Origin of the sequence: Mesorhizobium silamurunense, assembly GCF_014843825.1 — a bacterium.
In the GTDB taxonomy this organism is placed as follows: Bacteria; Pseudomonadota; Alphaproteobacteria; order Rhizobiales; family Rhizobiaceae; genus Mesorhizobium; species Mesorhizobium silamurunense.
Genome location: NZ_JHQR01000059.1, coordinates 1 through 12419 on the forward strand (window position 1 = coordinate 1; position 12419 = coordinate 12419).

A 12419-nucleotide genomic window follows, 5' to 3' on the forward strand; every position below is an offset into this window, starting at 1 on the left:
CTCCCGCGCGAGCGGGTTCGTTCAGTGGCGCAACTTCGACGTACAGCGTCGCTGCCGGCGATGTCGGCTTTCAGGAAGCGGCAAAGTTGACCTCTATAGCCGTGCATGCGGCGCAAAGCCGCCGCCCTCATGCGGCTGGCGCAGGTCAACTATGGGCCAAGTCGGGCATACCACACGTCCAATCCAGTGATCCGGAACGACTCAAAGATCAACTTCGCTGCAGGCGCCGAAATCGTTCTCGAACACAATCAGATTTGATTTTATGAGGGGTTCGAGTCCATGGCGTGGGCAAAGAAAAAATAAATAAATAAAATCAGTAACTTAGATGGGAATTTTGGTGGGCCCGGAGGGACTCGAACCCCCAACCAAGCGGTTATGAGCCGCCGGCTCTAACCATTGAGCTACAGGCCCCACGCGGGCTGGCTTAGTGTTTTTCGCTCTGCGGCACAAGGCTTTCGAAGGCACTGGCGGCAAACGCCAAAATCAGCCCATATTCGCTCCGTACAGCGGCGTGCGCGCCCATAAGGCGCGCAACAGGTCCGAGGCTGCCCGCTCCGCCGGGAATCGACGCTTTTTACGTGTCGGGCAGAGGCGGCAGCATACCGGACCGCAGATCTCGAGGAGTTTTCATGACCAAACATCTTTTGCCTGTCGCGCTCGCGGCAGCGATCGCGTTTCCGGCGCTGGCAAGCGCTGCCGACACACCGCCGCCTCCGCGCATTGTCGTCTCGGGCGAAGGCGAAGCGACAATGGCGCCGGACATGGCGATCCTGACACTCAGCGTCATGCGCGAGGCCAAGACCGCGCGCGCCGCGCTCGATGCCAACAACGACGCCATGGCGGCGGTGATCGCAGCGATGAAATCGGCCGGCATCGCCGATCGCGACCTGCAGACGGCCGGCATCCAGATCAACCCGCGCTACAATTACACCAACAAGGCGGACGGCAGCCAGGAAGCCGAGCTCGTCGCTTACCAGGTGACGAACACGCTGTCGGTGCGCGTGCGCGACGTCGACAAGACCGGCGACGTCCTCGACAAGGCGGTGTCGCTCGGCGTCAACCAGGGCGGCGGCATCGCCTTCACCAATGACGATCCGAAAGCCACCATCGTCGAGGCCCGCAAGAAGGCGGTTGCCGACGCGATCGCCAAGGCCAAGACGCTCGCCGAGGCCGCCGGCGTCAGCCTCGGCAGGGTGATCGAGATCACCGACCAGAACGTCGCGCCGGTGCCGATGCCGATGAACGCCAAGGCCTTCGATGCCGCCCGCGCCGCCGTGCCGGTGCAGGCCGGCGAGAATTCCTACTCTGTCCAGGTGACCGTCACGTTCGAGCTGAAATAGCCAACCCGCCCGCTTTCGTCATCGGGCACAAACAAAAACCCCGGAGGACCGATCCTCCGGGGTTTTTTTCGAGCCGCGCGCTTCAGGCCAGCTGAAGGGGCCCACTTATAGGCGATCCTCGGAGAGGATCGTCCTTCCGTCGTCGTCGCAGAAGACCTTGCTTGTAGTCGATCCTCGCGAGGGATCGACGGTCCTGGCGATTTCGCCCTCAGCGATAGATGATCGGGCAGCCGCGCTCGTTGGCGAAGACCACCACCACGCGGTCGCCATACTGGCGGCCGGCCACCTTCACCGTTCGCCGGCTGATGTCGACGATGCGGACGCGATGCAGGCCCATGCGTTCGGCCTTGTCGAGCGCGCGGTCCGGCGAGCAGCCGCGGCGGCGCCAGTCGCGATCGCGGCGGTAATATCCATCGTCATCATCGCCGGTATAGACGCCGAAACGCGGATCGTGGTTGTTGCCGAAGCCGAGATAGAGGCTGTCCGCATGCGCCGGGACGGCACCCAGCGTGCCAAGCCCGACAAGGGCCGAAAGGGCCGCCGCCTTGATCTGATTGAACATCGTCTCTCTCCTTGTTGTGGGCCTCTCGCCCTGAACTGATGATTGGCGAACCAATGATCACAAAATGCCTTTTCGTGTCTGAACTTTGTGCGAACCGGCCGTTCATGTCCGGTTCATGGAAGGAAGGGCAAAAATCCTGGCGCGTCCGCCACCTCCGCTCATTCAAAATCCGGAGCCGGAAACGCGCCACGGCCGCGCCCGGTTCCCCTCAGGATTCGTCTTAGACGCGAACCCCTCGGGGTTCGTCGTCAGGCGCGAGCCCATCAAGGTTCGTCGTCAAGTATATAGTCAAAATAGTCGTCTGGCTCGGCCAGGTCGGTTTCCTTGGCCTTCACCCGGCCGCGGATCGAAATTCCGGCCTCATGCACGGTCTCGGCACTTCCCGAAACCAGCCTGTGCCACCAATAGAGATCGTGTCCCTCGGCCACCAGCCGATAGGCGCAGGTCTTGGGCAGCCAGGTGATGGTGCGCACGTTCTGCGGCGTCAGACCGACGCAATCGGGCACGCGCGACAGCCGGTTGGCATAGTCCGAGCAGAGGCATTTTTCGGCATCGAACAGCCGGCAGCCGACGCTCGTCCAGTAGATTTCGCCGGTATCCTCGTCCTCGAGCTTGGACAGGCAGCATTTGCCGCAGCCGTCACAGAGTGATTCCCACTCGGCCGGGGTCATCGCCTCGAGCGTCTTGGTTTTCCAGAACGGTGCGGTCATGGGGCTGGATTTGGCGCTCCGGGGCCTTCCGGTCAAGCGCTACTGTCATAGCGACCCAGTATCAACATTAGAAAAACACGAAATTGCCTTCAAAAGGCCGGCCGAGCATCCTTGGCTGGCACCAATGCCCGACGGAACCAATTGCGGTTGATGAAAGTTTGGGCAGGGATGGGACCCCAGTAGGAGAAAATCGATATGAAACGCCAACCACGGATTCTGGCGGGTACGGCAATCGGCCTGCTTATGGCATCCGCGCCGTTGGGCGCGTATCCGCTGCAGGCCGATTTCGGCACCTCGCGGGGAGTGCCGCTTATCCTGGCGCAGTCGGACTGCGCCGAAGGCCAATCGGCAGAGGAATGTGCGCAAGGCGGCCAGCAAGGGGAAGCTGAGCAGCCGAAGAAAAAGAAGCGCGAACAGCAACAGCAGACGGAATCGGCCCCGGCCGAACAGTCCGCCGAGCCCGAGCAGAAGCCGCGCCGGAAGCGGCAGGACCAGCAGCAGATGGACACCGGCCAGGCGCAGGAAGCACCGGCCGAGCAACAGCTCAAGCCGCGCAAGAAACGCGACCAGCAGCAGCAGATCGAGGCAGCTCCCGCCGATCAGGGTGGGCAGCCCGCAACCGACGAGCAGCAGCCGCGCAAGAAGAAGCGCAACCAGACCGAATCGGCGCCGGCTGAGCAGCCGGCCGAGCAGGTCGCCCCCGACCAGCAGCAGCAACTGCGCAAGAGGAAGCTCAATCAGCAGCAGCAGACCGAATCGGCTCCGGCCGAGCAGGTCGCCCCCGACCAGCAGCAGCAACTGCGCAAGAAGAAGCTCAATCAGCAGCAGCAGACCGAATCGGCTCCGGCCGAGCAGGTCGCCCCCGACCAGCAGCAACGGCAGCAGCAGAGCGAGACGGCTCCGGCCGAACAGGTCGCTCCGGACCAACAGCAACAGCTGCGCAAGAAGAAGCTCAATCAGCAGCAGCAGAGCGAGACGGCTCCGGCCGAACAGGTCGCTCCGGACCAACAGCAACAGCTGCGCAAGAAGAAGCTCAATCAGCAGCAGCAGAGCGAGACGGCTCCGGCCGAACAGGTCGCTCCGGACCAACAGCAACAGCTGCGCAAGAAGAAGCTCAATCAGCAGCAGGAAACCGCGCCTGCGGAACAGCCGTCAGAACAGCCGGCAAATGACAACCAGCCCGGGAAGAAACGGAAGCAGGCTCAGCAACCTGCCGAGCAAGGCCAAACCCCTGCCGAACAGGCGCCCGCTGGTCAGGGCTCTCGCAAGCTCAAGCCGTTGCCGGTTCCCGGAACCGAGCAGGCACCTGCCGAGACCGAGCAGGCGCCGACTCAAGAGGAACAGCCTTCGAACCAGAACAAGAGGCAGGCTAAGAAACCGCTGACGGAGCAGCCCGAAACGGGGCAGCAGCAGCCTGCCACGGGCGAACAGCCGGCCAATAACAATCAGCCCGCTACTGGCGGCAATGCCGCGCAGCGCGAAGCGCCTGCCAACCCGAACGAGGCACCCATCCTCGACAGCCAGAAGGATGTCTTGCGCAGGCACAAGGGTCGCCAGCCGGCCGGCCAGAACGAGAATGGTCAGGTCGAGCAAGGCGGCAACCAAGCCGTGCAGCAAGGTGGCCAGCAGGCAGAGAAGCAGGCTCCCGTCAATCAGGGCCCGCCGCCCACCGACGACAAGACGGCGCAGCAGGCGATCCAGCCTGAAAGGATCGTTCCTGCCACCGAGGAAAAAGGCAAGCGGATCGAGCTTACGCCCGAGCAGGTTGTCCGCGAGCGCCGCCGGCCGCAGGGCGCGGACGTGGTGAAGCAACTCGGCGACCGCGTGATCCTCCAGTTCAACAACCAGACGTTCGTGGAAAGCAACGAGGCTCCTCGCATCACACGCGGCGCCAGGGATGTCTACTACGAGGATCTTTCGGGCGACCGCACCCGCGAAATCGTCGAGCGCGACAACGGCATCCAGATCGTCACCATCCGCAACCGCAATGGCGACGTCATCAGGCGATCGCGCATCATGCCGGATGGCCACGAATATGTGCTGAGCTATGTCGACGAGCGCTACTACAACGATGTCGACGAGTGGCGCGATCCCGGCGACGACCTGCCGCCGATGCGTCTCGACATCCCGCGTCGGGACTACATCCTGGATTCGGAGGAAGTCGAGGACCCGGACGAGTACTACACCTTCCTCGAGCAGCCGCCGGTGGAGAGAGTGCAGCGCCTCTACTCGATCGATGAGGTCAAGCGCTCGGCCCGCGTGCGCGACATAGCCCGCCGCATCGATCTCGACACGCTGAACTTCGATTTCGGCTCGGCCACGCTCTCCGACACCGAAGTACAGAAGCTCGAAGGGGTGGCCACCGCCATGGAAAAGCTTCTGAAGAAGAACCCGGCGGAAACCTTCCTGATCGAGGGTCATACCGACGCCGTCGGTACGCCTGAGGCCAACCTCGCACTGTCGGATCGGCGCGCCGAGGCGGTCGCCGAAGCGCTCACCAACGCTTTCGGCATCCCGGCCGAGAACCTGACGACCCAGGGCTATGGCGAGGAATATCTCAAGGTGAATACGTCTGGCCCGAACCGCGAGAACCGCCGTGTCGCCATCCGCCGTATCACCTCGCTGGTGGCGCCGGTGGCGAGCAACAACGAGCAATGATTTCAAAATCCTGACCCGGTTTTCGGAATCAGAGCAAGAAGACGAGGCCCGTCCGGATCCGGACGGGCCTGCCTTTGAAAATTCAAGAAGAATTGTCCCATTTGTCCCGCCGCGCTCATTGAATCGCCGCATTGCGGCACCCAGATTCCAGTCAGGGCGTTCCCTGCCCTGTCCCGACTCCAGCGGGACACATGAGCCCCGCCGGCGCCCCTCTCCGGCGGGGCTTTTTGTCTTGAAAACAGAGTCTACATGCCCGAAATACGGCCGAACCCCAGAGAGCAATTCCAGGAAAGTGCGCAGCGGTTTTCCGTCCGGAATTGCGTAAGACAAGTAATCAGAGCGAAACCGCCCCGGAACATCTCATGAAGCGTCTCGAACTTGCCATCGAATCCGTCATCCTCGCCTCGCGTTGGCTGCTGGTCGCCTTCTATCTGGGGCTCGGCCTGGCGCTCGCGACTTACGCGCTCTCCTTCGGCAAGAAGCTCTACGAGTTCGTCATGAGCGCCTTCACGCTCGGCGACACCGACACGATCCTCAAGATGCTCGGCCTGATCGACGCGGCCCTTGTGGCTTCGCTGGTCGTGATGGTGATCATCTCGGGCTACGAGAATTTCGTCAGCCGCTTCGACGAGCAGGACGGCGAGGTCCATTGGCTCGGCACGATCGACGTCGGATCGCTGAAGGTCAAGGTCGCCTCGACCATCGTCGCGATCTCCTCTATCCACCTTTTGCAAGTGTTCCTCAACCATGCTTCCTACACGACGGATCAGCTGATGTGGCTGACCGTCATGCATCTGGCCTTCGTGCTTTCGGCATTGATGCTTGCCTATATCGACCGGGTAATGGCGCTGGCAAAGGGCAAGAAAGCTGAGGAATAATCGCCTGGCCTTGTCAGCTTGACCATGCCCTGATACCATCTATTGGTATTGGAGATGCGACATGCCTAAGAACACCTCCGTTACCCTTGGCGATCAGTATGATGCTTTCATCCGGCGGCAGATGGAGAAGGGTCGCTTCGGCTCTGCAAGTGAAGCCGTCCGTGCAGGCCTTCGCCTCCTCGAGGAGCAGGAACTGAAGCTTGAGCAGCTCCGTGCCGCTATCGACGAGGGGGATATGTCTGGCATTCCCGAACCATTCGACATCGAGGCTTTCCTTAAGTCGAAGAAACGTGGATGACACGAGAAGTCCGATTTTCCCCAAAGGCGAAAGCAGACTTTGACGGCATCTGGAATTATTCACTGAGCCAATGGGGAGCAGGGCGGGCCGAGGCTTACGTCCGCTCGATCCACTCTGTGCTTACCCTGATCGAGCAGTTTCCGGCGATAGCGCGAAACGCCTCGGACGTCCGACCAGGCCTGCTGAAATTTGCTGTCGGCTCTCACGTGGTGTATCTGCGGATGAATGAGCAATCCATTGATGTTGTGCGTATTTTGCATCAACAAATGGACCATTCCAGACACCTTTAGAACGTTCGCGTTACCTTCGTTTCTGAATTGGCGAACACTTCGTCCGGCACGAAGAAGTCGCCTGCCAGCGGCCCCTTGGCGCCGGGCGCATAGATCGAAAAGTCCGTGACGCCTTCAGCGCGCAGCACCTCCTCGTCGATGTAGAAATTGCCGGTCGCTTCGCGCGACGGGCGCAGGAAGATCGCGTGCGCGGCGTCGGCCATGATGTCGGGCGAGCGGCTCATCGCCGCGACCGTTGCGCCGCCCAGAAGATTGCGCACCGCTGCCGTGTCGATGGTCGAGATCGGCCACAGCGAATTGACGGCGATGCCGGCTCCAGCGAATTCGGCGCTCATGCCAAGCGTGCACATCGACATACCGAACTTGGCCATGGTGTAGGCGACATGGTTCTTGAACCACTTGGCCTTCATGTCGAGCGGTGGCGCCAGATTCAGGATGTGAGGATTCTTGGCCAACTTCAGGTGCGGAACGCACATTTTGGACACCAGGAACGTGCCGCGGGTGTTGATCTGGTGCATCAGGTCGTAGCGCTTCATGTCGGTCTCCAGCGTGCCGGTGAGCTGGATGGCGCTGGCATTGTTGACGCAGATGTCGATGCCGCCGAACCGTTCCACGGTCTTGGCCACCGCATCGGCGACCTGAGCCTCGTCGCGGATGTCGCAGAGCACCGGCAGCGCCTTGCCGCCGGCCTGCTCGATCTCCTCGGCCGCGGTATAGATCGTGCCGGGCAGCTTCGGATGCGGCTCGGCCGTCTTGGCCGCGATCGTCACATTGGCGCCGTCGCGCGCCGCGCGCAGCGCGATCGCGAGTCCGATACCGCGCGATCCGCCCGAGATGAACAACGTCTTTCCTCTGAGCGACATTCTCGCCTCTCTTCCAGCACTACATGCGCGAACCTTTGCGCGGCAGAAGAGCACGACGCAAGAGCCCAAAGCGCGCGAAGCGGTTACGTTGCGTAGTGTAGGAAACCATGGCGAAGCCGGATCAGGGTCTCTTGAGATTCAGGTCAGGCCGAATCGAGAATGGTGGCTTCCGAGAACCGGAGCGGAGCGTACTTGAAGTACGTGAGCACCGGAAACGCAGGAAGCCGCCATTCGCAGGCCGGCATCACCTGAATATCAAGAGACCCTAGACCAGCACCAGTCCCTGTCGCATCGCTGTGGCGATGGCGTCGGTGCGGTTGGCGGCGCCGAGCTTGATCAGGATCGCGGCGACGTGGAATTTCGCCGTATGGACGGAAATGTTGAGCCGCCGGGCGATCACCTTGTTGGGCGCGCCTTCCGCCAGCAGCGCCAGCACTTCCGCCTCGCGCGGCGACAACGCCGCGCGGACCTGGTTGTCGTCGGGCGCCTCGTCCTCGGAAAGTTCGCCGTGGAAATCGCCATGTGCCTCTGACGGCCCTGCCCTGCTGATGCGATAGCCGGACGCCGCCAACCGCAAAGCGGCGGCAATCAGCAGGCTGTCGGCGGAGGCAGGCAGCGTCGCAAACACATTGCCGGCCGACCGTTCGTAGCCGGCGCGCCGCGAGAGCAGCACGCATGGCGTTGCGGAACTCACGGCCCGGCTTTCCAAGGCAGCCTCGTCGACCAAGGCGACATCCGCCGTTTGACCCATGCTGCTTCCGGCAAGCACCGGCAGCAGATCGTCGCTCGCCGCAAGCGCGTCTGCCAGTTGCTCGGCGCGCTCAGCGTCGCCGAGCGCAATCAGCACCGTCAGCCTGTGGGTCGCCGGCTCCGGTCTCGCGATCGTCTGCGCTGCGCTGGTTGCCATGGACCCTCTCAGCTCAGCGGCTTCTCGCCGATGGTGATCGAGACGTCGCGCTGCGCGCCGCCGCTCAAGACCCCGAGCGTCACGGCCGTGCCGGCGCTGTCTGGCCCGAGCTTGCGGATCAGCTCGCGCGGCCCGTGCACGGCTTCGCCGTTCCAGGCGACGATGATGTCGCCGACATGCAGGCCGGCGGCCTTTGCCGGGCCGCTGTCGTCGAGGCTCATCACCATGGCGCCATGTGTGTCGCCGTTGCGGATCGGATGCAGCCCGGCGCCGAGATAGCCGCGCGCGACATGGCCTTTCTCGCGCAGCGTCGCCACCGCGCGCTCGATCGTCTCGTAAGGCATGACGAGTGCCCGCCGGCGCGGCCCGAACAGCAGCATGCCGATCAGGCCACCCTTGGCATCGAGCACCGGACCGCCCTCGAAGCGGCCGCCGGTGTTGATGGCGAGGTTGATGCGCCGGTCGATCGTGCCGCCGCGCATCGAGCGCCAGGCAGGCCCGACCTCGCCAACGCTGCCGAACACCGCCAGTGCAGCCCCTTCGCTGCTGCCGACGGCAATCGCAACATGGCCAGGGCGCACGGCGGCGGCCAGAGCCAGTTGCGGCAAACCGGCAGCGGCGGACGCTGGCTTCAGCAGGGCAACGCCCGTCGAAGGATCGCGGCCGACAAGTTCGGCCTTCACGGTTTCGCCCGAGGCCAGCGTCAGCTCGATCTCCTCGCCGGCCTCGACCGCTTCCTCGGCGGCGACAAAGAAGCCGTCGCGCCAATGGAAGGCGCTCGCCGTGCGGTGGTGATGCGTGGCAAAGCTCGCCAAAGCCGGCGCGGCGGTCGCCGCGACGTCGGCAATGGCGTCGGAAAAGGCACTGAGGTTGAAGTCGCTCATATCGATCGTCTCCTGGGTTCCGTGACCCAGATATCGCGCCATGACGCCGCCGCGGGTACTCGCCTGACGGCTAGTCGGCGGCCGGACTGGCCATGTGGTCAGGTCGCGGCAATTGCAGCCGCTCCGCACATATAGTGCGTGTCGCCCGAAAGTGCCGCGCGGTTTTGGGACAACGGCACGCCTAGAAGAAAATGCATCGCTATGCTGAATGACACGGAGCCCCACCCATGGCCTTCGCCGCCGAAAAACTCCAATCCGATGACGCCATGCTCGACGCCTACTCTGCGACGGTCGCCGATGCCGTCGATCGCATCGGACCGGCCGTGTGCCGCATCGAGCGCGTTGGCTCCGGCGGTCATGGCTCCGGCTTCGTCATCGCCCAGGACGGGCTGGTCGTCACCAACTTCCACGTCGTCGGTGACGCGCGCGCCGTACGTGTCACGATGCCCGACGGCGCGGCGCGCGAGGGCCGCGTGCTTGGCCGCGATCCCGATACCGACATCGCGCTGGTGCGCGCCGACGGCAGCTTTGCCGATGTCGCGCCACTCGGCGATTCCAAGCGCCTCAGGCGCGGCCAGATCGCGATCGCCATCGGCAATCCGCTGGGTTTCGAATGGACGGTCACCGCCGGCGTCGTCTCCGCGCTCGGTCGTTCGATGCGCGCCTCGACCGGCCGGCTGATCGACGACGTCATCCAGACGGATGCAGCGCTCAACCCCGGCAATTCCGGCGGGCCGCTGGTGTCGTCGGCCGGCGAGGTGATCGGCGTCAACACGGCCATGATCCACGGCGCGCAAGGCATCGCCTTCGCAGTCGCTTCCAACACCGCCAACTTCGTCATTTCCGAGATCATCCGCTTCGGCCGTGTGCGCCGCGCCTTCATCGGCGTCTCTGCCGATACGACCAACCTGCCGCGCCGTGCGGCACTCTTGTCGCAGGTAACCACGAACACGGCAGTGCGCCTGCGCAGCATCGAGAGGAACGGTCCCGCCGCGAAGGCCGGCCTGAAGGAAGGCGACATCATCGCCGCCATCGATGGCCGGCCCGTCACCGGCGTCGACGATCTCGTGCGCATGCTGGATGCTGAACGCATCGGCCGCGAGACGCTCTGCACCGTCGTGCGCCGCACAGGCGTCAGCCAGGTGGTGGTGACGCCGGTGGCCAGGAGCTGAGCTTATCCTGGCCTGACGATCCGGCCGAGCAGCGATACCAGCACCCTTGCCAGTTCGCCGGTCGGGTCGAGGTCCGGGTCGAAGATCGTCATGTCCATGCCGATGCAGCGCCGGTCCGCCGCCAATGGCGACAGGATGGCGACGAGATCGTCGGGATCGATGCCGGGACTGCCGGGCGAATCCACGGCCGGCATCACCGTCTGGTCGAGCACGTCGACATCGAGATGCAGCCAGTAGGGACGATTGGCACGCGCCAAGGCCGCCCTTGTCTCCTCCAACACTCCTACCGCGCCCATTTCCCGGGCCGCGAAGACATCGATGCGCGTGATCTCGGTCGCGTTGATGTCGGCCCAGGCAAAGTCGGGATCGCGGCTGTTGCGCTCGCCGATCTGCACCACCGCCGCCTCCGCGACGAGCGCACCGGCAACGCCCGGCCATTCGGTGAGCAGCGCCTCGCCACGCCCGGTGGCCAGGGCCAGATCCATGCCGGCGGCGGAACCGAGCGCGGCATTGGCATCGTAGTTGCCGGGATGGCGGAAGTCGCTGTGGCCGTCGACATGCACCAGCGCGACGGGACCCAATCGCCTCGCAGCCGCCAATGCGCCGAGCAGCACCGAGCAATCGCCGCCGATGACCAGCGGCCATTCGCCTCGCCCGATCGCCTTGGCGACAACATCCGCCAGTTCGAGATTGAAGCGGCGGATCGCATGCCCGTTGCGCAGCCGGGTGCCGGGCTCCGGTTCGGCGCTATAGACCGGCCGCTCGAGATCGACGACGGCGACTGGCGCCAAGGCTTCGACCAGGCCGGCCTTGGTCAGAGCCTCTGGTCCGCGCCAGGTGCCGGGCACATGGCGCGGCCGCAAGGGTCGCAAACCGAGATTGGAAGGCGCACGAATAAGGCGAATGTCGCGCATGCGGCAGAATCCGGTTCAACACTCTCTCCAGCATAGATCGCTGCGGAGGGCTCGGGCCAGACGACTGGAGCCAATGCCGACATCTGCTGCCAGCGCGAAGCTCAGGCTCCCGCCGCGCCTTCTGCATATTGCGCCAGGAACTCCTGGCTCGGCGGGATCGGCTTGATGACGTCGATCAGCACGCCGTTCGGATCCTTGGTGATGAAGTGACGCTGGCCGAAGGGCTCGTCGCGCAGCGTGCGCAGGACCGGCAGACCGGCGGCCACGATACGTTCATAAACCGCGTCAGGATTGCGGACCTCGAAATTGATCAGCAGGCCGCACGTGCGTCCCCGCCCCTCCTCCGGGATCGTCTCGTGGTCGCCTTGGACGATGCCTAGATTGACCCGCCTGTCCTCGCTGGAGCGCAGATGCACATACCAGTCGCTCGCAAACAGCGGCTCGAAGCGAAAATGCTTGACGTAGAAGTCCGCCGTGCCGGCGACATCGTCCGTCATCAGCACCGGATAATAGCTCGTCGTCTTCACCTTTCCTTCTCCCGCTCAATAACATACAGTCTGTATGCAAGCTGAATAACATACAGGCTGCATGTATGCAACAGGACTCCCCGCGCCGCTCCAACCGCGATCGCACCGAGGCGACGCGCGCCGATCTGATCCGCGCGGCTCGAAGATTGTTCACGGAGAAATCCTATGCGGAGACCGGCACGCCGGAGATCGTCGCGACCGCCGGCGTGACGCGCGGGGCGCTCTATCATCATTTTGCCGACAAGCAGGCGCTGTTCGCCGCCGTCGTCGAGCAGGAGGCGGCGACGGTCGCGGCCGAGATCGATCATGCCTCAGCGCCCTCGTCATCCGCCCGCGATGCCTTGATCGCCGGCTCCGACGCCTATCTCGCGGCGATGCGCGCGCCCGGCCGCACGCGGCTCTTGCTGCTCGATGGA

Annotated in this window: 14 protein-coding genes and 1 tRNA gene; 7 read left to right on the plus strand and 8 right to left on the minus strand. The window is 63.8% G+C overall.

Going from position 1 to position 12419, the window contains the following annotated elements:
• Window positions 1-335: 335 nt before the first annotated feature.
• A tRNA-Ile gene (locus tag DH10_RS06490) sits at window positions 336-411 on the minus strand.
• Window positions 412-629: 218 nt separating this feature from the next.
• On the opposite strand from DH10_RS06490, the gene DH10_RS06495 reads away from it, so the two are divergent.
• Window positions 630-1340, plus strand: a complete 711-nt coding sequence (locus DH10_RS06495) for an SIMPL domain-containing protein (RefSeq protein WP_192384498.1) — start codon at window positions 630-632, stop codon at window positions 1338-1340.
• Between the two features lie 208 nt (window positions 1341-1548).
• Here the strand turns inward: DH10_RS06495 and DH10_RS06500 are convergent, their stop codons facing one another.
• Complete coding sequence (locus DH10_RS06500; protein WP_192256936.1) at window positions 1549-1902, minus strand: hypothetical protein; 354 nt, start codon at window positions 1900-1902, stop codon at window positions 1549-1551.
• A gap of 263 nt (window positions 1903-2165) precedes the next feature.
• Complete coding sequence (locus DH10_RS06505; protein ID WP_192256934.1) at window positions 2166-2612, minus strand: YcgN family cysteine cluster protein; 447 nt, start codon at window positions 2610-2612, stop codon at window positions 2166-2168.
• A 243-nt stretch (window positions 2613-2855) separates the two neighbouring features.
• Here DH10_RS06505 and DH10_RS06510 point away from each other — a divergent pair, with 243 nt between their 5' ends.
• The 4 genes from DH10_RS06510 to DH10_RS06525 all read left to right on the plus strand — a co-directional run bounded on the left by DH10_RS06510 (window position 2856) and on the right by DH10_RS06525 (window position 6736).
• Entirely contained in the window at window positions 2856-5270 is a 2415-nt protein-coding gene (locus tag DH10_RS06510; RefSeq protein ID WP_246811502.1) for an OmpA family protein, read from the plus strand.
• 362 nt (window positions 5271-5632) lie between these two features.
• Window positions 5633-6148 carry a TIGR00645 family protein gene (locus DH10_RS06515; protein WP_192256930.1) on the plus strand — a complete coding sequence of 172 codons (516 nt, stop codon included), beginning with the start codon at window positions 5633-5635 and terminating at the stop codon, window positions 6146-6148.
• A 61-nt stretch (window positions 6149-6209) separates the two neighbouring features.
• The gene (locus tag DH10_RS06520; protein ID WP_192256928.1) at window positions 6210-6446 is read left to right on the plus strand and encodes a type II toxin-antitoxin system ParD family antitoxin; all 237 of its coding nucleotides are present in this window, start codon (window positions 6210-6212) and stop codon (window positions 6444-6446) included.
• Window positions 6443-6736, plus strand: coding sequence for a type II toxin-antitoxin system RelE/ParE family toxin (locus DH10_RS06525; protein ID WP_192256926.1), 294 nt, complete (start codon window positions 6443-6445; stop codon window positions 6734-6736). The genes DH10_RS06520 and DH10_RS06525 overlap by 4 nt, the downstream gene beginning before the upstream one ends.
• On the opposite strand, the gene DH10_RS06530 is transcribed toward DH10_RS06525, so the two are convergent.
• From DH10_RS06530 to DH10_RS06540, 3 genes are all read right to left on the minus strand, one after another.
• Window positions 6733-7599 (minus strand): SDR family oxidoreductase, encoded by an 867-nt coding sequence (locus DH10_RS06530; protein ID WP_192384500.1) that lies wholly within the window; start codon window positions 7597-7599, stop codon window positions 6733-6735. The genes DH10_RS06525 and DH10_RS06530 overlap by 4 nt on opposite strands.
• Before the next feature lie 265 nt (window positions 7600-7864).
• Entirely contained in the window at window positions 7865-8506 is a 642-nt protein-coding gene (locus DH10_RS06535; protein ID WP_192256922.1) for a helix-turn-helix transcriptional regulator, read from the minus strand.
• 8 nt (window positions 8507-8514) lie between these two features.
• Window positions 8515-9390, minus strand: coding sequence for a S1C family serine protease (locus DH10_RS06540; protein ID WP_192256908.1), 876 nt, complete (start codon window positions 9388-9390; stop codon window positions 8515-8517).
• Window positions 9391-9617: 227 nt separating this feature from the next.
• Between DH10_RS06540 and DH10_RS06545 the strand changes: the two genes are divergently transcribed.
• Window positions 9618-10562: a S1C family serine protease gene (locus DH10_RS06545; protein ID WP_192384502.1), complete on the plus strand. Its 945-nt coding sequence runs from the start codon at window positions 9618-9620 to the stop codon at window positions 10560-10562.
• A gap of 2 nt (window positions 10563-10564) precedes the next feature.
• On the opposite strand, the gene DH10_RS06550 is transcribed toward DH10_RS06545, so the two are convergent.
• Both DH10_RS06550 and DH10_RS06555 read right to left on the minus strand, forming a co-directional pair.
• Window positions 10565-11476, minus strand: a complete 912-nt coding sequence (locus DH10_RS06550; RefSeq protein WP_210327760.1) for an arginase family protein — start codon at window positions 11474-11476, stop codon at window positions 10565-10567.
• A 101-nt stretch (window positions 11477-11577) separates the two neighbouring features.
• A complete protein-coding gene (locus tag DH10_RS06555; protein ID WP_192256906.1) occupies window positions 11578-12003 on the minus strand; it encodes a VOC family protein in 426 nt (141 codons plus the stop codon).
• A 65-nt stretch (window positions 12004-12068) separates the two neighbouring features.
• Here DH10_RS06555 and DH10_RS06560 point away from each other — a divergent pair.
• The coding region (locus DH10_RS06560) for a TetR/AcrR family transcriptional regulator (RefSeq protein ID WP_192384505.1) at window positions 12069-12419 on the plus strand (351 nt) is incomplete at its 3' end.

Excerpts from the sequence above, each read along its gene's own strand:
- DH10_RS06495 (WP_192384498.1), top strand. The coding sequence starts at position 630 with ATGACCAAACATCTTTTGCCTGTCGCGCTCGCGGCAGCGATCGCGTTT.
- DH10_RS06500 (WP_192256936.1), bottom strand. The coding sequence starts at position 1,902 with ATGTTCAATCAGATCAAGGCGGCGGCCCTTTCGGCCCTTGTCGGGCTT.
- DH10_RS06505 (WP_192256934.1), bottom strand. The coding sequence starts at position 2,612 with ATGACCGCACCGTTCTGGAAAACCAAGACGCTCGAGGCGATGACCCCG.
- DH10_RS06510 (WP_246811502.1), top strand. The coding sequence starts at position 2,856 with ATGGCATCCGCGCCGTTGGGCGCGTATCCGCTGCAGGCCGATTTCGGC.
- DH10_RS06515 (WP_192256930.1), top strand. The coding sequence starts at position 5,633 with ATGAAGCGTCTCGAACTTGCCATCGAATCCGTCATCCTCGCCTCGCGT.
- DH10_RS06520 (WP_192256928.1), top strand. The coding sequence starts at position 6,210 with ATGCCTAAGAACACCTCCGTTACCCTTGGCGATCAGTATGATGCTTTC.
- DH10_RS06525 (WP_192256926.1), top strand. The coding sequence starts at position 6,443 with ATGACACGAGAAGTCCGATTTTCCCCAAAGGCGAAAGCAGACTTTGAC.
- DH10_RS06530 (WP_192384500.1), bottom strand. The coding sequence starts at position 7,599 with ATGTCGCTCAGAGGAAAGACGTTGTTCATCTCGGGCGGATCGCGCGGT.
- DH10_RS06535 (WP_192256922.1), bottom strand. The coding sequence starts at position 8,506 with ATGGCAACCAGCGCAGCGCAGACGATCGCGAGACCGGAGCCGGCGACC.
- DH10_RS06540 (WP_192256908.1), bottom strand. The coding sequence starts at position 9,390 with ATGAGCGACTTCAACCTCAGTGCCTTTTCCGACGCCATTGCCGACGTC.
- DH10_RS06545 (WP_192384502.1), top strand. The coding sequence starts at position 9,618 with ATGGCCTTCGCCGCCGAAAAACTCCAATCCGATGACGCCATGCTCGAC.
- DH10_RS06550 (WP_210327760.1), bottom strand. The coding sequence starts at position 11,476 with ATGCGCGACATTCGCCTTATTCGTGCGCCTTCCAATCTCGGTTTGCGA.